This is a genomic window from Acidiphilium sp. (genome assembly GCF_049977125.1).
GTDB lineage: Bacteria > Pseudomonadota > Alphaproteobacteria > Acetobacterales > Acetobacteraceae > Acidiphilium.
In genome coordinates this window covers 1-17,512 of the sequence record NZ_JBMFGY010000068.1, presented here as the reverse complement: position 1 = coordinate 17,512, position 17,512 = coordinate 1, and the positions used below count along the sequence as shown (strand labels likewise).

Genomic DNA, 17,512 nt, shown 5'->3' with positions numbered 1-17,512 from the left:
CGCCTCAAGCCGCCGGCGTCTCCCGCGCGGCTTCGGCGATGCGTGCCGACTTGCCGCGGCGGCCGCGGAGGTAATAGAGTTTCGCGCGCCGCACGTCGCCCCGGCGGGTTACCGCGATTTCGGTCACGTTCGGCGAATACAGCGGAAACACGCGTTCGACGCCTTCGCCGTACGAGATTTTCCGCACCGTGAAGTTGGAGTTGATGCCCCGGTTCGAGCGCGCGATGCACACGCCTTCGAACGCCTGGATGCGGGTGCGTTCGCCTTCCTTGACCCGCACCGACACGCGCAGATTGTCGCCTGGCTGGAAGGTGGGAATGCCGCGCGTTTCGCTGAGTTTGGCGATCTGTTCGGCGTCGATCGTCTGAATGACGTTCATGGGGTTTGTCCTTTCGAGAGTGCGTTACGGCCGAGCCGGCTGGCTGGCAATATGGTGGGCCCACAGATCGGGTCTGCGGGTTCGTGTAATGGTTTCCGCCTGGTTGCGCCGCCATGCGGTGATCGCCTGGTGATGCCCCGAGAGCAGCGTGTCCGGCACGGCGTGGCCGTTCCATTCGGCCGGGCGGGTGTAGTGCGGATATTCGAGCAACGGCGCCGAAAAGCTTTCCTCATCAGCGCTGTCCGCCGCCCCCATCACGCCCGGCAGCAGGCGGATGGTCGCATCGAGCAGGGCGAGCGCCGCGATTTCCCCACCGGCCAGAATGTAATCGCCGATGCTGATTTCCTCGGCGTGACGGGCGTCGAGCACGCGCTGGTCGAACCCTTCATAGCGCCCGCACAGCAGGATCACGCCCGCACCGGCAGCGAGGGTTTTCACCCGGTTTTGCGTGAGTGGCGCCCCGCGTGGCGTCAGCGCGATCAACGGCCGGTCATCCGCGACGGAGTTGATCGCCGCATCCAGCACATCCGGCCGCATCACCATGCCCGCCCCGCCACCGAACGGCGTATCATCGACCGCCCGGTGCCGTCCCTGGCCGAAATCGCGGATATTGACGCAATCGAGCGACCAGATCGCCTCGCCCAGCGCCCGTCCCGCCAGCGAATAGCCGAGCGGCCCGGGAAACATCTCGGGAAACAAGGTCACGACGGTGGCGCGGAACATCATTCCCGCACCTCGATCTCGAACGGGGGCACCACAAGCGCCCGCTTCGCCGCCAGATCGATCTCCGGCACCACCGCGCGGGTGAACGGCAGCAGCGATCCATCATCGAGTTCGATGCTGGCCCCCGCGCCATAATCATGCACGGCGGTGATGGTGCCAAGGCTCGCGCCATTGGCCCCGATCGCGGCTAAACCGATCAGATCGGCGAGGTAGAACTCATCCTCGGCCGCCGGCGGTAGCGCCGCCCGTTCGACGAACAACTGCACATTCACCAACCGCGCCGCCGCATCCCGATCCGAAACCGCAATCTTGCGATCCGCCTCGAACAGTGTGACCCTTGCGACACCGTCGGTCACCCAGGCAAGCTCCACCCGGCGCCCGCGCTGATCGCGGAGCGGAAAATCGGCCAGCGACGCGGGGTTGTCGGTATAGGCATGCACATGCACCGCCCCCCGCACCCCATGCGGCTTGCCGATCACGCCCATCAGGATCAGCGCTTGATCCATCGATTACGCCGCGGCAGCCTTGGCCCGTTCGGCCGCGCGTTCCTGCGCCTTCTTCTTCGGCGCCGCCTGGATCGGCTGCTCGCGATACACCGGCATCGGCGCCAACCCGGCCTTGCCGAGGAATTTCGCCACCCGATCGGTCGCCTGCGCGCCCTGGCTCAGCCAATGCGTCACCCGCTCGTTCACCAACCGCACCCGGTCCTCATGCTCGGCCGGCAGCATCGGGTTGTAGCTCCCCAACCGCTCGATGAACTTGCCATCCCGCGGGCTGCGCGCATCCGCCACCACGATATGATAGAACGGCCGCTTTTTCGCACCCGCACGGGCCAGTCTGATCTTCAACGACATTGTCTATAACTCTCCAAAGTAAACAAAAACTGAATCCCCCGAACGAAAAGGGGTTGACCCTGAAACGGCCGTCTCCCGCCGCCAACCAAACCTAAAACGGCCGTCTCCCACCACCTTGTGGCATCAACGCCGCCAACCCCCCGCGCGCCAGGCCCTTCTGCCCGAGTTTGGACGCGCGCTTCATCATGTCCTTCATCATATCGAACTGCTTGAGCAGCCGATTGACCTCCTGCACCGACGTCCCGGACCCCGCCGCGACCCGCTTCTTCCGGCTCGCCTTCATAATGTCCGGGTTCGCCCGTTCCGCCTTGGTCATCGACGATATGATCGCCCCCTGGCGCTTCAAAATCGACGTATCGAGGTCCGCGTCCGCCAGTTGCTGCTTGATCTTGCCCACCCCCGGCAACATCCCCATGATGCCCGAAAGCGACCCCATCTTGGTGATCTGCTTGAGTTGTTCGCCATAATCCTCGAGGTCGAACTTCCCCTTCGCCATCTTCTTGGCGAGTTTCTCGGCATTCGCCTGATCGACATGTTCCGACGCTTTCTCGACCAGCGACACGATATCGCCCATGCCGAGAATCCGCCCGGCGATCCGCTCAGGGTGAAACTGCTCCAGCGCATCGAGCTTTTCGCCCATGCCCATCAGCTTGATCGGCGCCCCGGTGATCGCCCGCATCGAGAGCGCCGCACCCCCGCGCGCATCGCCGTCCAACCGCGTCATCACGATGCCGGTAATGCTCACCGCCTCGTTGAACGCGGTCGCCGTCACCACCGCATCCTGCCCGGTCATCGCATCGACCACCAGCAGCGTCTCGGCCGGGTCGGTCGCCGCCCGGATCGCCTTGACCTCGTCCATCAACGCCTGATCGATCGACAAGCGCCCGGCCGTGTCCAAAATCACCACGTCGAACACTTCGCGCCGCCCGGTCTCCATCGCGCGCTTGGCAATCTGCACCGGCGTCTCGCCCGGCACGATCGGCAGTGACGCCACCCCGGCCCGCTCCGCCAACTGCGCCAACTGCAACTGCGCCGCCGGCCGCTGCGTGTCCAAACTCGCCAGCAGCACCTTCTTGCGCTGCTTGTCCTTCAGATAGAGCGCAATCTTGCCCGAAGTCGTGGTCTTGCCCGACCCCTGCAACCCCACCATCAAAAACGGGATCGGCGCCGCCGCATTCAAATTCAGCGGCACCACCCCCTCGCCGCCCAGCGCCTCGACCAGGGCGTCGTTGACAATCTTGACCACCTGCTGCCCGGGCGAAACCGCCCGCAACACCTCGGCCCCGACCGCCTGCAACCGCACCTTGGAGATAAAATCGCGCACCACCGGCAAAGCGACGTCCGCCTCGAGCAGCGCGAGACGAATGTCCCGCATCGCTTCGATCACATCGGTCTCGGACAACGCACCACGCCGGCGTAACCGGTCGAACACATCACCCAATTTGCCCGAAAGGGCGTCGAACATGGAAACGATCTCCTCAAGCAAAAACACGCCGCGGTGCGAGACTCGCAGCGCGACGGATTAATGAAATGTTCTATGGCCCATCCCGCCGCCAGATACAAGACCACCCGACTCCCCGCAGGAAACGCTCGCCCAAGCTAAAGATCAATCGAGAAATGTTTTGATTTTCTTAAGCTTTATTCCGTATGAAGACGTGGGATGGACGTTTATCCAGCAGATATGGAGCGCGAGCGCCTCACGATCGTGGACCATTATGGCCCCCACGATCATCTCTCGCGCGCGGTGTTCGATCGATTTACCCGGCTTGCGGCGAGCCTGCTCCGCGTTCCAATCGCGGCAATCTCTCTCGTCGTCAATGACCGGATCATCTTCAAATCGATCCACGGCCTCGTCCTGAGCGAAATCGATCGCGCGCATTCATTTTGCGACATCGCGATCGAGAGCGACGCGTTGCTTCTGGTGCCGGATGCGCGGCTCGACCCGCGATTCGCTGGTTCGCCGCTCTTGCACGCGCCGACAAATATCCGGTTCTACGCCGGCATGCCGTTGGTCTCGCCGGAGGGTTACCGGATCGGCACTTTCTCATTGGCGGATGTCCGGCCCCGGTGGGATTTCGGCATCGCCGAGCAATCGCTCATCATCGATATGAGCCGCTCGGTGATGGCCGAACTCGAATTGCACCGGCGTTTGACCGAGAGCAAACGACTGGTCGCGGAACTGTCACTACGCCAGCAGATCGCCGCCGATGCGGCCGACGCCGCCAGTTTTCGCGAAGCCCTCGACCGTGTGCTCGATCGGATCAGACGATATCTCGACGCGGATTATTGCATCACGCCGGAGGCGGATATCGCGGCCGGAACCTATCGGTTTTTATCCGGCTGCGCGGTCGACCCGGTGATCCAATCGATGTTCGACGCGATACGCGACGGCAACGATCATCCGCTCAGCGAGATCTATTGTGCCGCGGCGTTGACCGATGGCGCGGTGATCGACGATCATCCCCTCGTCGATTCCGCCGCGCTGGCTGCATTTCCCGTACAGGCCGAGGCCGTGCGCCGTGGCACAAGGCGCGTCATGGCGTTTCCGCTTTTTATCGCCGAACGCCGATTGGCTTTTATCGTCGGCTTTCGCACCGAAATCCTGCCGCAAGCCACGGTCGCGCTGTGCCGCTCACTCGCCCTGTCCCTGGCGCCCCAGCTCCATGGACGAATCCGCGAAGAGGCTCTCCACCGCAGCAACATCCTGCTCGATCGCGCCAATCGCGCGCTGCAAACCGTGATCGCCTGCAACCAGGCGATCGCCACGGTGCCGGATGAACCCGGACTGATCCAGTCGATCTGCAGCATCGCGGTCGACATCGGGCGCTACACCGCCGCCTGGGTCGGGATGGCGGCGACCGATGGCACCGTGACGCCGGTCGCCAAGGCCGGCTTTGGCCTCGATCACCTGATGTCGCTGCATATCACCTGGGCCGACACGCCGTTTGGCCAGGATCCAACCGGCCGCGCCATCCGCGAGGGGCGAACCGTCGTGATTCACGATCTTCTCAATCAACCCGCCTTGCAGATCTGGCGCGACAAAATCGCCATTCCAGGCCAATTCACCTCGGCACTCGCCATCCCCCTGCGCGGCGACGGCGGCGCCATCCTGGGGGCGATCAGCCTGCTGAGCGACGACCCTGAAGCCTCGCACGATCCGCGCCGCCGCGGTTTCGACGAGGCCGAGATCAAACTGCTGACCCAGCTCGCGAGCGATCTGGCCTATGGCATCGTTGCGTTACGGACCCGCTCCGCCCGGGATGCGGCCGTAGCCGCGCAGCGCGACAGCGAACAGCGTCTGGCCCGCCTGCTCGATACCAGCCCGACGGTAGTTTACGCGCTCGAACGCCCGCCCAACAACAGCGATCCGCTGGGGTGGCACCTCGTCGAGATCAGCGCCAACATCGAGCGCCTGTTCGGCCACACTCAGGTTGCCGCGCTACGCCCCCGGTGGTGGATCGATCATATCCATCCCGACGATCGCGCCGATGCCCTTGCGGCGGAGCGCAACCTGTCCGATCGCGGGCGCATCGTTCACCAGTATCGATTTGCCTGCACCAGCGGCATCTATTGTTGGGTGCGCGACGAAAAAATCCTGCTCCCGGGCACCGCGACGCAACCCGAACGGATCGTCGGCGCCTGGGTCGATGTCAGCGACAAGCAGAAAGCCGATGAGGAAATCTACCGGCTCGCGTTCTTCGATCAACTGACCGGCATGCCCAACCGCGCCATGCTGCAGCGTCACCTCGCGAGTGCGCTGGTTCATGCGCAGGATAGCGGGTTGAGCGGGGCGCTGCTGTTCATCGATCTCAGCGGCTTCAACCTCATCAACGATCTGCATGGCCATCACATCGGCGATCTCGTGCTCACCCAGGCCGCGCGCCGGTTTCGCGCAGCACTGCGCGGCCCCGACATCATCGCGCGGCTCGCGGGTGACAAATTCGCGGTTCTGCTCGCCGATCTGGCTGACAAGCCTGACGCCGCGGCCACGATCACCCAACAGATCGCGACCAAATTGCTCGACGCGCTCGCACCGCCGATCATGGTCGCCACGCATGAATGCCATGTTGGCGCCGACATCGGGATCGCGATTTTCCCGCATCGGGCCGGTGCGGTCGAGGATCTGTTCCGCCAGGCCGACATCGCCATGCAACAGGCCAAGGCGGCCAGCGATACGGCGTTGATGTTTTTCGAACCCTCGATGCAGGACCGGGTTGCGCGGCGCCATATGATCGAACGCACATTGCGCGAAGCGATCGATCATGACCGTCTCGAAGTCTGGCTGCAATCCCAGGTCGACCGTGCCGGCGAGGTGGTCGGCGCCGAGGCGCTGGTCCGCCTGCGCCGTGCCGATGGGATCATCGTGCCGCCGGGTGCCTTCATCCCGATCGCCGAGGCGACCGGCGCGATTCTGGCCATGGGTCGCTGGATGATCCGGGCGGTGTGCCGCATCATCGCCGGGGAAGCGCTGCGTGGCCAGAAACTGCGGGTGTCCATCAACGTCAGCCCGCGGCAGTTGCACGATCCCGCCTTCGTCGATGACATCCTTGCCGCCCTGGCCGAAACCGGCGCCGATCCGCACCACCTGATGATCGAGATCACCGAAAATCTTCTGATCGACCGCATCGAGGAAACAAGAGCGATCCTGAACACCCTGGCCACGCGCGGCATTCGCTTCTCAGTCGATGATTTCGGCACCGGCTATTCCAGCCTGGGCTACCTGCAGACCCTGCCGATCACCGAGATCAAGATCGATCGCGGGTTCATCCGTCACCTGCCCGGCAACACCCGCGATGCAACCCTGGCCGAGGCCATTCTGGCGATGACACGGCATCTCGGTCTCTCCACCGTCGCCGAGGGCGTCGAGACCGAGGCGCAGGCAGAATTCCTCCTCGACCGTCAGTGCGATATCCTTCAGGGCTACCTGTTCGGCCGGCCCGAACCGGCGCCCCGCTGGCTGAGGCGCCGAGCCGACGACATCGCGAGCGGCCGGACGCGCGAAATCGCGGCGCGATCGTCCGCTCAGGCGTAACCGGCGCGCGCGCCGGGCACTGCCGCGTTCAACCGGCGCGTGGCAGCGTGAGCGCGGCGATCAGCCCGCCTTCGGAACCATTCGTGAAGCTGATGGTGCCGCCGTGCAGCGTCGCGATCCGCCGGCAGAGCAACATGCCGACGCCGGAGCCCTGATGGGCGGGCGGGATGTGAGGGTCAGGCGTGGTGTCACCATCCGGATCAGCGATCGGCAGCCCCGGCCCGTCATCGCAGAAGCGGATCGTGATCGTGGTGGCCGTGATGATGGCGCCAAGCCGGACCCGGCTGGCGCCGTAACGGGCGGCATTATCGAACAGGTTGCGGACCAGGCGTTCCAGCGCGAGAGGCTTATAGGCGACCGGCGGCAAGTCGATCTGGAGCGGCACGATGTCAAGCCCGTAGCGATCACGCCCGATCGCCGCCATCGCGCTCAGAAACGGCGCGAGACTGCCGGTGACGCTGCGTTCCTGACTGTCGTTGCGGACCAGAGCGAGAAATTTGCGCAGTGTTTCGTCCATCTCCGCGACATCCTCGATCATCGCCGGCTTCTGGGCCAGCAACTTCGCGTCGGGCAGATGCAGCACCAGCAGAAGGCGCGAGAGCGGCGTGCGCAACTCATGGGAAATGCCGGTCAGCAGCACGGAATGTTCATCGTAGAGCGCGCGCAGATCAGCCGCCATGCCGCGGATCGCCTGTTCAACCTGACGGATCTCATCCGGCCCGCCGAACGGTTCCATCTCGAAGATCCGATCGCCCTGACCCCATTGATGCGCCAGCCCGGCGAGGCGACTGAGCGGGCGGTTGACTTCGCGCACGATCATCACGCTGCCGAGGAAGGTGAAGCCGAACAGCACGATCAGCCGCAGCAGCACGAAATTCGACGCGCCGAAATCAAACCGCGACACCGCAAATCCCGTCCAGGCCGCGGCCGTGGTCGTCCTGATCCAGATGATGCCATCGTGCTGGCCACGGTTGCGGCTGATCCGCATCGCGCCGCCATGGGTCATGAGCGCGACGTTGCGCGCGGTTTCGGACAGGAAATAATTATTCGGCGCCCGACCGGGTTTGACGGCGGTGCTGTGCAACAGCATGAGCCGGCCGGGCGGCGCCGGGCGAGACGTCGCGCGGTCAGTGATCGCCGAACCGGTGCTGGCCTGGTCGGCATCGATCAGGATCTCGGCAAAGCGGGCGGCGGCCGGGTCGAGCACATACAGGTGAAACAGCACAACGACGGTCGCTTCGGTGGCAAGAAACAACGCGAGCAGCAAAATCACAGTGCGCTGCACGATAGTCAGCCCGCGCCGCGCCGGCCACAGCCGCTTCATGGCATGTCGGTATAGAACACGTAGCCTTCGCCCCAGATGGTCTGGATGTAGCGCGGATCGGCCGGATCGGTCTCGATCATCTTGCGCAATTTGGATATTTGCACATCGATCGTGCGGTCATACGGGCCATAGCTGCGGCCGCGGCTGAGCGCCATGATCTGCTGACGTGACAGGGACTGCCCGGCGTGCTGCACCAGAATGCCGAGCAGCTTGGCTTCACCGGAGGTGAGCGCCACGATCTGGCCGTCGCGCAGCAGTTTCTGATGCTGGAAATCGAAGCTGAACGGGCCGAATGCGACGGCGGGAGCCTCCGTGCGGGCCGGCGCGGCGGGTGTCCGTGAGCGGCGTAGAATCGCCTTGATCCGCGCGATCAGCTCACGCGGGCTGAACGGTTTGGCGAGATAGTCATCGGCACCCATTTCGAGACCGAGCACCCGGTCGACCTCATCGCCCCGCGCGGTCAGGATCAGGATCGGCACATTGTTGTCGGCGCGGATCTTGCGGCACAGGCTCAACCCATCCTCGAACGGCAGACCGAGATCGAGGATGACAATGTCGATCTGGTTGGCCTTGAGGGTTTCGGCCATTTTGCGGCCGTCCGGCAGGGTGACCACCTTGAGGCCGAACTCGGTGAGATGCTCCTCGACCAGCGCGCGCAGCCGGGAGTCATCGTCGATCAGCAGAACAGTGTCGCTCTGGGCGGACATCGGCATCAGGGCCCTGACATTTCATGTGCGGCGCGCGGCGCCGGTTCGGCGGGACAGCTCACCGGACTCTGGACCATGTGTTGCGATTTGGCGAAACTGTCCAGATCATTTGTGCGCCCGCTGGATGTCATGCCTTCGATCCGGCCACGGTCGAGACCGGCAGCGCGATCACCCAGCCCCAGGAATTGGCCAGGAACATGGTGTTGCCGACGATCACCGGATTGACGATGCCGAACCGGCCGCCGATGCGCACGGTATGGACCAGGGCGCCGGTCTTGGCATTCCAGGCGAACAGGCGGGTGCCGGTGCTCTGATAGAGCATCCCCTTGTCGTAGGTCACCGCGCCACGACCCAAACCCGGGATCTGCGGATAGGGAATCGCCGATTGCCACGTGATCGCGCCGGTTTTGCCGTTCAGCGCATAGAGTTTGTTGGTGACGGGGCTGCTGACATAAATGACCCCGTCATGCGCCATCGCGACCGAGGCCTTGTAGGCCGGCGGGGTCGCGCCGCGCCCGAGCAGGGTTTTCCATTCGACCGCGCCGGTCAGGGCATCGACGCCGAGCACCGCGGTATTGACGGTGGATTTGCCGTCATCGCTGCGGGCATCGGCCACCGCGACCTGGATGATTTCATGGTTGGCCGGATCGACCGTGGGGGAATTATCGCCCATGCCGGTGTTGGCGACATTGGGGAACGTGGCGCGCCACGCGAGCCTGCCGCCGTGCAGATCGACCGCCGCGAGATTATTGGGGTCGGTGAAGCCGGCGATAACCTTGCCGTGGTCGATCGTGCAGGACGACATCGAATCGAACCCGCCGATCGGGGTTTTCCAGCGCAGCGCCCCGGTTGCCGGATCGAGCGCATAAATATGGCCGTCACCGTTGCCGAAAAAGAGAGTCCTGGCGGCATAGCACTCGCTCGGCATGTTCTCGCCACGGGTGCCATAGGTCCAGAGCGGTTTGCCGGTCTTGGCGTCGAACGCATAGATCGTGCCCCAGGACAGGCCGCGGACCAGGCCGAGATGCGCATTGCTTTCGGCGCGCAGCACCTGCGAGAACGAAAATCCGGTGTCCCCGGTGCCGACGAACACTCGGCCATCGACCACGATCGGATCGCCCATCGCCGCATTGTCGACCCTGGCGCGCCAGATCTGACGGCCGGTGACCGCGTTCAACGCATAGACATAGCCGCTGTCGGATTCGACATAAAGCACGTCCCCGACCACGGTCACGCCGACCGCATTGCCGAGGAACTGGGTCGTTTTGACCGGCGCGCCGCGCGGGCCGAGGGCGGCGGCGTTCTTGCCGAGCTTATCGCTCAGCGGCAGCGCGTTCGCCTCGGCGAATCGCCAGCTCACCCCTTTGTCGAGCGCCGCGCCCGCCGCGCCGGTGGGCGCCTTGAACGCCGAGTTATGTTCGACATCACCGGTATAGACGGTCCATTGCGACGGTAACTCGCGGGTGGAGGCGGCCTCGGCGCGCCCGGTCATGACCATGGCGGCAAGGCCGAGGGACAGGGCTGCGGTCGATCGACGAAAATTCATGGCGCGGGTCACTTTCAGGGACGGTTTACGTGGTGGCGGGTCATACGGGTCAGTTGCCCATCGGCGGATTGAAATTGCGGTTGTTGCGAACAATGACGCGAGGATCGCGCATCGCGTTGCGCTGCATCGGGGTCTCATCGATCCGGCGCCCCGGCGCGGCTTCGCGCGTCGGTGGATTGATCAGTCGCGGATAGCTCTCGCCCACCACCTGACTGGCGAACCGATCAGTAACCACCGGCGCTTCGGGAGCGCCGAAGTCGGGATAGGATTGGCCCATCACGGCGGGGGGCGTCTGGGCGATGACCCCCTGGAGGCGAACCGCCGACCCACTCTGCTGCGCATCCGCGCGCGGCGCGAGGGCGGCCAGCCCGGCGAGGCCGGCAAGGCCGGCAAGAGTGATGATATTGATCCTCATGATCGAATACGCCAGCACGCGGGGTCATCCTTGAGGGATGATCCCGCATGGTGGTCAGTTCCCCATCGGGAATTGCAGCGAGTCGGTGCCGTTGGCGACCTGGGGGGTCGGCGCCTGATCGGGGTGCCATCCGGACACCGCCTGAACCGCTGCGGTCCGATCGGTCGCGGGATTGAACCGAGGATAGTTCTGGCCGCCGACAGTGGAGGCGAACTGGTTATGGACCAGAGCACCTTGCGCGCTGCCAACCTGGTTGTTGGCGTTGCCGGCAGCACCCTGCCCGTTATAGACCCGCGACGGCGCGCTGACACCGGGCGCATATTGGCCGACCACGTTGAGCGGCCGTTGCGATACCACAGCCCCGGCAACCGGCGGCGGCGCGGCGAATGCGGTGGCGCCCGTGATACCGAACGCCAAGGTAGCGCCGAGCAACATTCTGTTGGTTCTGGTCATTGTTTCAACTCCTGATAAGATTTTGCCGGATCAATCTGTAAAAATGAACCTGATCCAGCCTACAAGACCCTATATAGATCACCGATGGGCAGGGTAATAGTTAAGATCTTCTCAGGAATGTAAGGGTTTGTGGTCAAACGGATTACAATAATACATTCAAATACTCGTTTACAATTATTAACATCTGCCAATCGACATTGCGTCGTGATGATCATACTTATGATACGTGATGATAAACCAGCGCAATATTGATACCGGTCGCTCTTCGCGACGATCCGCCCGATCCGCCGCGATCACCCTGTTGGGACGGTGTGCGCGCCCCTCGGTCGCGCTTATCACCCTCGGTCTCTCAGCCTGTTCGGTCGGGCCGCATCTGACGCTCGCCCCCGCCGCCGCGCCGGACCATTACACGCGGACCCCGACGGGTGGGGCCACCACCCCACACCAGGCGTTCGACTGGACGGCAGCACAGAACGCCGCGTGGTGGCAGATGTTCCACTCGACCGTTTTGAACGCGCTGATCGCGAAAAGTTTCGCCCAGAACCCGACCCTCGCCGCCGCGCGCGATGCCCTGACCGCGTCGAACAACTATGCGGTTGCGCAGCGCGGTGCCTTCTTTCCGAGCATCGGGCTGGGTGGCGGTTTGCAGCGCGACACCGCCTTGCGCTCGATCGTGGGCGGGCGGGTCGTGGTGCCGGGCAAGCCATTTACCCTGGCGGCGGCGAGCGGCGAGATCAGCTACAATACCGACGTATTCGGTCTCGAGGGCGATTTGTACCGCAACGCTCGCGCCCGGGCCGCGGTGAGCGCGGCGGCGGTGCAGGAGGCCAAGATTTTTCTGGCCGGCAATGTCGCGACGGCGGCAATTGCGCTGGCCGGCGATCAGGCGGAGTTGCAGCTGCGCCGGCAGATCGTCGCGGCACAGACCCAGGTGCTTGGCGTCATGACCAGCGATTACCGGTTCGGCAGTATTTCCGATGAATCGGTGCAACAGCAAAAATCGGTGCTCGCGGCGAACAAGGCGGCACTGCCGCTGATCACGGCACGGCGCGACGATGCGCGGCACCGGTTGAACTACCTGATCGGGCAGGCGCCGGATCAGCCGATCCCGCACCTCTCGATGCAGGATTTGATCGTGCCGAGCGCGATTCCGGTGGTGGTGCCTTCGGTTCTGGTCGAACACCGACCCGACATCGTCGCCGCGATGGCGGCCGTCACCGCGGCATCGGCGGCGGTCGATGCCTCGACCGCGGCAATGTATCCGAATATCACCCTCAGCGGTTCGTTCGGCGCCGGCAGCGCGGCGGCGCTGTTTAATCCGGTCTCGGAGATCTTCACGCTGGCATCGTCGTTCGCAGCGCCGTTGTTCGAGGGCGGCACGCTCTCGGCTGACAAGAGAGCCGCCTATGCCACCTGGCAGCAGACGACGGCGCAATACAAGAACACCGTCCTGCTCGCGTTCAATCAGGTGGCCGATGGTCTGCGCGATCTGCAGGGTGCCGAGGCCTCGCTGGAGCAGCGAAAGGCCGCCGCGGATTTCGCGGGGACGGCGCTGCGGATCGCCCGAAAACGCTATGATGCCGGGGCGATCACCTATCAGACCCTTCTGAACGCCGAGCTGCTCGCCCAATCCGACCAGGTCGCCGAACTCACCGAGCAGGTCACCTGCTATCAGGACCTGGTCACCCTGTTCGTCGCCATGGGCGACACACCGCCCTCCGCATCCCCCGCAACCGTGAAAGTAACGCGCACGCCATGAAGCGCTCCATCATTGTCGTTGTCTGCGCCGCTGCCCTGCTGTTCGGCATCGTGTTCGGTCTGCATGCCTATCAGCAACATCAGATCCATAAACGTCTGGCGGCGGCGGCCGATCCGAAAGTCGTGGTGTCGGATACCACGGTCAAGACCATCCGCCATGCGGCCGAGACCAGCGCGGTCGGGCAGATCGTGGCGGTGCAGGGCGCCTCGATCAGCAGCGCGGTCGGCGGGGTGGTGGAGACGGTCGATTTCCGGTCGGGCATGCAGGTCACCAAGGGTCAGGTACTGCTCACCCTGAACGCGGGGTCGCTGCCCGGGCAGGTCGATCAGGCGGAGGCCAAGGCGCATCTGGCAGCGATCAATGCGAAGCGCCAGCACGGCTTGTTCGGGGTCAATGCGACGTCGCAGGCCAATGACGACACCGCGACCTATACGTTGCAAAGCGACATCGCGGCGGTGAAGGCGCTCAAACTGGCGTTGGCGCAATATACCATCCGGGCGCCGTTTTCTGGCGTGGTCGGGCTGCGCACCCTCGATCCCGGGGCCTATGTGCATCCGGGCGACACGATCACCAACCTCGAGAATCTCGATCATCTCTATGTCGATTTCTCAATCCCGCAACGCAATGTCAGTTTGATCCACATCGGCGCGCCGGTCACCGTCACGATTCATCAGGCGGATCGGCTGGTTCATTTCACCGCGCATGTCACAGCGTTCGACAGTCATGTCTCGAAGGCCAGCCGGGCGATGTCGGTGCGGGCGCGGATCGCGGCGGGGGCCGCGCTCTCGCCGGGGATGTTCACCATGGTGAGTATCCAGAGCCAGTCGCCCAAGCCGATCGTCGCGATTCCGATGGTTGCGGTCTCGTTCAACACGTTCGGCGATTTCGTCTATGTCGTCGCGAAGAAGGACGGCGCGTTGGTCGCCACCGAACAGCCGATCAGCGTTGGCACCGAGTTCGATGGTCAGGTCGAGGTGCTGAGCGGGGTGAAGCCGGGCATGAGGATCGTGACCGCCGGGCAGATCAAGCTACATTCCGGCGATGGCGTGACGATCAATAATGCGGTGTCACTGGAGACAAAATCGTGAACCTGACCACGCTGTTCATCCGGCGGCCGGTGCTTGCGATCAGCCTGAGCCTCGCGATTTTGCTGTTCGGGATCAAGGCGATCGGCTCGATGCCGATCACCGAATATCCGCCGACGATCAATACCACGGTCGACATCACGACGCATTACTTCGGCGCCAGCCCCAAGACCGTCACCGCCTTCGTCACGGCGCCGCTTGAAAAGGCGATCGGCCAGGCGCCGGGCATCAATTACATGACGGCTGACAGTGAGGAAGGCCTGTCGATCATCCAGGTCTATATGAAGATGGGGCAGAACCCCGATGCGGCGCTGTCGCAGATTCAGACCAAGGTGAATTCGGTGCTCAACCAGTTGCCGGTTGGGGTGCTTATTCCGATCGTGCAGGAGATTTCCGGCTCCGGGGCTGATCTGATCTATCTGAATTATTCGGGCAAGGCCTATAACCAGCAGCAGATCACCGATTATTTGACCAGGGTGGTGCAGCCGGCGCTCGAATCGGTCAAGGGGATCGGGCTGACCTCGATCCTGCCGCCGGGCACCGGGCCGAACGGCAACACGTTCTCGATGCGCATCTGGCTCAATCCGCACGAGATGGCGGTACTCGGCGTGACGCCTTCGGAAATCGACACGGCGCTGAAACAGAACGACTACGTCGCGGCGGTCGGGCGGGCGAAGGGTGAATATTTCGCGGTTAATCTGACCGCCAACACCGCCATGCACAAGGCCTCGTCGTTCAAATCGCTGATCGTTGCCTATCACGATGGCACGCCGGTCTATCTCGACCAGGTCGCCCGTGTCGTGCTGGGGGCGCAGACTTATAATTCGTCGGTGCTGCTGAACGGCAAGCCCTCGGTCAGCATCGGCATCATGGCCGCACCCGGAAGCAATTCGCTCGCTGTTGCTCATGGTGTCATCGCGAAGATGAACAGTCTGAAATCGAGCATGCCGGTCGGGATGAAGGGGTTCGTGCTGTACAATGGTGCCTCGTTCATCAGCAGTTCGATCGATGAGGTGCTGATCGACATCGTGATCGCGCTGGGCATCGTTATTCTGGTGATCTACGGATTTCTGGGGTCGCTGCGCGCGCTCGCCATTCCGGTGATCGCGATTCCGATCGCCATGCTGGGGGCCGGGTCGATCATGCTGGCGCTGGGTTTCACCATCAATATCCTGACGCTGCTGGCGATGGTTCTGGCGATCGGGCTTGTGGTGGATGATTCGATCATCGTGGTGGAAAACGTCCACCGTCATATCGAGGGCGGCATGACGCCGGTCGATGCGGCGATTTTGTCGGGCAAGGAATTGGCCAGCCCGATCCTGGTGATGGCGACGACGATCGGGGCGGTATTCGCGCCGCTCGCCCTGCTGGGCGGGCTGGTTGGCACGTTGTTCGGCGAATTCGCGCTTACGATCGTCGCCACCGTCGCGCTGTCGCTGGTCGTGGCGTTGACTCTCTCGCCGATGCTGGCGTCGCGGTTTCTGATGCCGGGCAAGCCGGGACGGGTGGCGGCGGCGATCGAGCACGGGTTCGAGGCGCTGCGCGTCGCCTACGGGCGATTGTTGCGAGCCAGTCTGAAACTGTGGCCCGCGATCGTGGTGGGGGCGGCATTGCTCGCGCTCGGGCTGGTGCCGTTGTTCAACATCAGCAAAAGCGAACTCGCGCCGCCCGCGGATCAGGGGATCGTCTATGTGAACGGCATTGCGCCGCCGACCGCGACATTGAATTACATGAATACCTATGATCGGTACCTGACCTCGGCGGTGTTCGATAAAATTCCGTCGAAGGAGAATTCTTTCGTGGTCAACGGCGTCGGAATCGGCGGCATGTTGCTCGATAATGAAATGGTCTCCGCCGTGGTTCTCAAACCCAAACGGGGCGGCACGACCACCCAGCAGGTCCGCGCCCAGGTGCAGAAACTGGCGGGGAATGTGCCGGGGATGACGCTTTCGGCGTTCGGCCTGCCGCCGCTGCCGGGTGCCGCGGTGGGCCTGCCGGTGCAATTCGTGGTGACCGGCACCGGCGGCTATCACGAGCTTGACGCCAGTGCCGACAAGATCGTCGAGGCGGCACAGAAGAGCGGGTTGTTCGCCTATGTCGACAAGGATCTGAAATTCAATAACGAGCAGGTCACGATTCATATCAACCGTAAACTCGCCGCGTCGATGGGTTTCACGATGGCGGATATCGGGGATAATCTGGATGCGCTGTTGGGCGGCAACGATGTGAATTATTATTCGATGTCGGGGCTGAGCTATCGCGTCACGCCGCAGGTGCCGCCGAAACTGCGCGCCAATCCAGCGTTTCTGCGCGATTATTATCTGCGGTCCAAGAGCGGGACCCTGGTGCCGATTTCGACCTTCGTGACATTGCAGTATTCGCCGGCACCGGATTTTCTGCCGCAGTTCCAGCAGCTCAACTCGGTGACGATCCAGGCCAATCCGCAACAGGGGGTATCGCTCGGTCAGGCATTGGCGTTCCTGAAAACGACGGCGGCGAAAACGCTGCCCTCGACCGATCAGATCCATTTCGGCGGCGAATCGCGTCAGTTCGTCCATCAGGGCAATGCGTTCATCTTCACCTTCATGTTCGCCCTGGTCGTGGTGTTTCTGGTCCTGTCCGCCCAGTTCGAGAGTTTCCGTGATTCGCTGGTGGTGCTGACGGCGGTGCCGATCACGCTGATCGGGGCGATCGTGCCGATCGCCCTGGGGTTCTCGACGATCAATATCTATTCCGAAGTCGGCATGATCATGTTGATGGGACTCGTCAGCAAGCAGGGAATCCTGATCGTGCAATTTGCCCGTTCCATTCAGATGGAACGGGCGATCAGCAAGACCGAGGCGGTGATCGAGGCCTCCGAGCTCCGGCTGCGGCCGATCCTGATGACGGTTTCGGCGATGATCGCGGCCTCGGTGCCGCTGGTGTTCGCCTCGGGTGGCGGCGCCGAGGCGCGGTTCTCGATGGGGCTGGTGATCATCTGCGGTCTGGCCTTCGGCTCGGTGGTGTCGCTGTTCGCGGTGCCGGCGTTCTACCAATGGTTCGGCGCGACACTGCCCCGGCGTGAGACGAACCCGGAGCCCTCGATTGGCGCAGCGGCGGCACAGGAATTGCCGGCGGCACCCTGAAGGGGGGACCCGCAAGGAAGCGGCGGGATGAGGGGATCGATGGGATAATTGCTTAATTTTGTTTTGATAACGTAACGATTTGGGCGTGCGAAAACGCTGGCCGCCGGTCA

14 protein-coding genes are annotated in these 17,512 nt (G+C 63.5%); 4 read left to right on the top strand and 10 right to left on the bottom strand.

The features are described from left to right. Window positions 1–4: 4 nt before the first annotated feature. The 5 genes from rplS to ffh all read right to left on the bottom strand — a co-directional run bounded on the left by rplS (window position 5) and on the right by ffh (window position 3,421). Entirely contained in the window at window positions 5–379 is a 375-nt protein-coding gene (gene rplS / locus ACP5E6_RS11355) for a 50S ribosomal protein L19 (protein ID WP_427954353.1), read from the bottom strand. A 24-nt stretch (window positions 380–403) separates the two neighbouring features. Further along, window positions 404–1,105 carry a tRNA (guanosine(37)-N1)-methyltransferase TrmD gene (gene trmD / locus ACP5E6_RS11350; protein WP_427954352.1) on the bottom strand — a complete coding sequence of 234 codons (702 nt, stop codon included), beginning with the start codon at window positions 1,103–1,105 and terminating at the stop codon, window positions 404–406. Continuing rightward, window positions 1,102–1,608 (bottom strand): ribosome maturation factor RimM, encoded by a 507-nt coding sequence (gene rimM, locus ACP5E6_RS11345; protein WP_427954351.1) that lies wholly within the window; start codon window positions 1,606–1,608, stop codon window positions 1,102–1,104. The genes trmD and rimM overlap by 4 nt, the downstream gene beginning before the upstream one ends. Before the next feature lie 3 nt (window positions 1,609–1,611). Continuing rightward, window positions 1,612–1,956 carry a 30S ribosomal protein S16 gene (rpsP, locus tag ACP5E6_RS11340; RefSeq protein ID WP_427954350.1) on the bottom strand — a complete coding sequence of 115 codons (345 nt, stop codon included), beginning with the start codon at window positions 1,954–1,956 and terminating at the stop codon, window positions 1,612–1,614. A gap of 91 nt (window positions 1,957–2,047) precedes the next feature. Further along, the gene (ffh, locus tag ACP5E6_RS11335) at window positions 2,048–3,421 is read right to left on the bottom strand and encodes a signal recognition particle protein (RefSeq protein ID WP_427954349.1); all 1,374 of its coding nucleotides are present in this window, start codon (window positions 3,419–3,421) and stop codon (window positions 2,048–2,050) included. A 195-nt stretch (window positions 3,422–3,616) separates the two neighbouring features. Here ffh and ACP5E6_RS11330 point away from each other — a divergent pair, with 195 nt between their 5' ends. Further along, the gene (locus ACP5E6_RS11330) at window positions 3,617–6,988 is read left to right on the top strand and encodes a sensor domain-containing phosphodiesterase (RefSeq protein ID WP_427954348.1); all 3,372 of its coding nucleotides are present in this window, start codon (window positions 3,617–3,619) and stop codon (window positions 6,986–6,988) included. A 28-nt stretch (window positions 6,989–7,016) separates the two neighbouring features. On the opposite strand, the gene ACP5E6_RS11325 is transcribed toward ACP5E6_RS11330, so the two are convergent. From ACP5E6_RS11325 to ACP5E6_RS11305, 5 genes are all read right to left on the bottom strand, one after another. Next, window positions 7,017–8,312 carry an ATP-binding protein gene (locus ACP5E6_RS11325; protein ID WP_427954347.1) on the bottom strand — a complete coding sequence of 432 codons (1,296 nt, stop codon included), beginning with the start codon at window positions 8,310–8,312 and terminating at the stop codon, window positions 7,017–7,019. Next, window positions 8,309–9,025 (bottom strand): response regulator, encoded by a 717-nt coding sequence (locus ACP5E6_RS11320; RefSeq protein WP_427954346.1) that lies wholly within the window; start codon window positions 9,023–9,025, stop codon window positions 8,309–8,311. Before ACP5E6_RS11320 ends, ACP5E6_RS11325 begins: the two co-directional genes overlap by 4 nt. Window positions 9,026–9,146: 121 nt before the next feature. After that, the gene (locus tag ACP5E6_RS11315; RefSeq protein WP_427954345.1) at window positions 9,147–10,565 is read right to left on the bottom strand and encodes a PQQ-binding-like beta-propeller repeat protein; all 1,419 of its coding nucleotides are present in this window, start codon (window positions 10,563–10,565) and stop codon (window positions 9,147–9,149) included. A 49-nt stretch (window positions 10,566–10,614) separates the two neighbouring features. Continuing rightward, window positions 10,615–10,998, bottom strand: a complete 384-nt coding sequence (locus tag ACP5E6_RS11310; RefSeq protein WP_427954344.1) for a hypothetical protein — start codon at window positions 10,996–10,998, stop codon at window positions 10,615–10,617. A gap of 36 nt (window positions 10,999–11,034) precedes the next feature. Then, on the bottom strand, window positions 11,035–11,433 hold the full coding sequence (locus ACP5E6_RS11305) for a hypothetical protein (protein ID WP_427954343.1): 399 nt from the start codon (window positions 11,431–11,433) through the stop codon (window positions 11,035–11,037). A gap of 229 nt (window positions 11,434–11,662) precedes the next feature. Between ACP5E6_RS11305 and ACP5E6_RS11300 the strand changes: the two genes are divergently transcribed. The 3 genes from ACP5E6_RS11300 to ACP5E6_RS11290 are packed head-to-tail and all read left to right on the top strand — an operon-like array spanning window position 11,663 to window position 17,402. Next, a complete protein-coding gene (locus ACP5E6_RS11300) occupies window positions 11,663–13,192 on the top strand; it encodes an efflux transporter outer membrane subunit (RefSeq protein ID WP_427954342.1) in 1,530 nt (509 codons plus the stop codon). Further along, on the top strand, window positions 13,189–14,280 hold the full coding sequence (locus ACP5E6_RS11295; RefSeq protein WP_427954341.1) for an efflux RND transporter periplasmic adaptor subunit: 1,092 nt from the start codon (window positions 13,189–13,191) through the stop codon (window positions 14,278–14,280). Before ACP5E6_RS11300 ends, ACP5E6_RS11295 begins: the two co-directional genes overlap by 4 nt. Beyond that, entirely contained in the window at window positions 14,277–17,402 is a 3,126-nt protein-coding gene (locus ACP5E6_RS11290) for an efflux RND transporter permease subunit (protein WP_427954340.1), read from the top strand. Before ACP5E6_RS11295 ends, ACP5E6_RS11290 begins: the two co-directional genes overlap by 4 nt. Window positions 17,403–17,512: the final 110 nt, after the last annotated feature.

What these genes read in the sequence shown, in the direction of transcription:
- ACP5E6_RS11315 (WP_427954345.1), bottom strand. Translation starts at nt 10,565, where the DNA reads ATGAATTTTCGTCGATCGACCGCAGCCCTGTCCCTCGGCCTTGCCGCC.
- rplS (WP_427954353.1), bottom strand. Translation starts at nt 379, where the DNA reads ATGAACGTCATTCAGACGATCGACGCCGAACAGATCGCCAAACTCAGC.
- trmD (WP_427954352.1), bottom strand. Translation starts at nt 1,105, where the DNA reads ATGATGTTCCGCGCCACCGTCGTGACCTTGTTTCCCGAGATGTTTCCC.
- ACP5E6_RS11325 (WP_427954347.1), bottom strand. Translation starts at nt 8,312, where the DNA reads ATGAAGCGGCTGTGGCCGGCGCGGCGCGGGCTGACTATCGTGCAGCGC.
- ACP5E6_RS11295 (WP_427954341.1), top strand. Translation starts at nt 13,189, where the DNA reads ATGAAGCGCTCCATCATTGTCGTTGTCTGCGCCGCTGCCCTGCTGTTC.
- ACP5E6_RS11330 (WP_427954348.1), top strand. Translation starts at nt 3,617, where the DNA reads ATGGACGTTTATCCAGCAGATATGGAGCGCGAGCGCCTCACGATCGTG.
- ACP5E6_RS11300 (WP_427954342.1), top strand. Translation starts at nt 11,663, where the DNA reads ATGATAAACCAGCGCAATATTGATACCGGTCGCTCTTCGCGACGATCC.
- ffh (WP_427954349.1), bottom strand. Translation starts at nt 3,421, where the DNA reads ATGTTCGACGCCCTTTCGGGCAAATTGGGTGATGTGTTCGACCGGTTA.
- rpsP (WP_427954350.1), bottom strand. Translation starts at nt 1,956, where the DNA reads ATGTCGTTGAAGATCAGACTGGCCCGTGCGGGTGCGAAAAAGCGGCCG.
- ACP5E6_RS11305 (WP_427954343.1), bottom strand. Translation starts at nt 11,433, where the DNA reads ATGACCAGAACCAACAGAATGTTGCTCGGCGCTACCTTGGCGTTCGGT.
- ACP5E6_RS11320 (WP_427954346.1), bottom strand. Translation starts at nt 9,025, where the DNA reads ATGCCGATGTCCGCCCAGAGCGACACTGTTCTGCTGATCGACGATGAC.
- rimM (WP_427954351.1), bottom strand. Translation starts at nt 1,608, where the DNA reads ATGGATCAAGCGCTGATCCTGATGGGCGTGATCGGCAAGCCGCATGGG.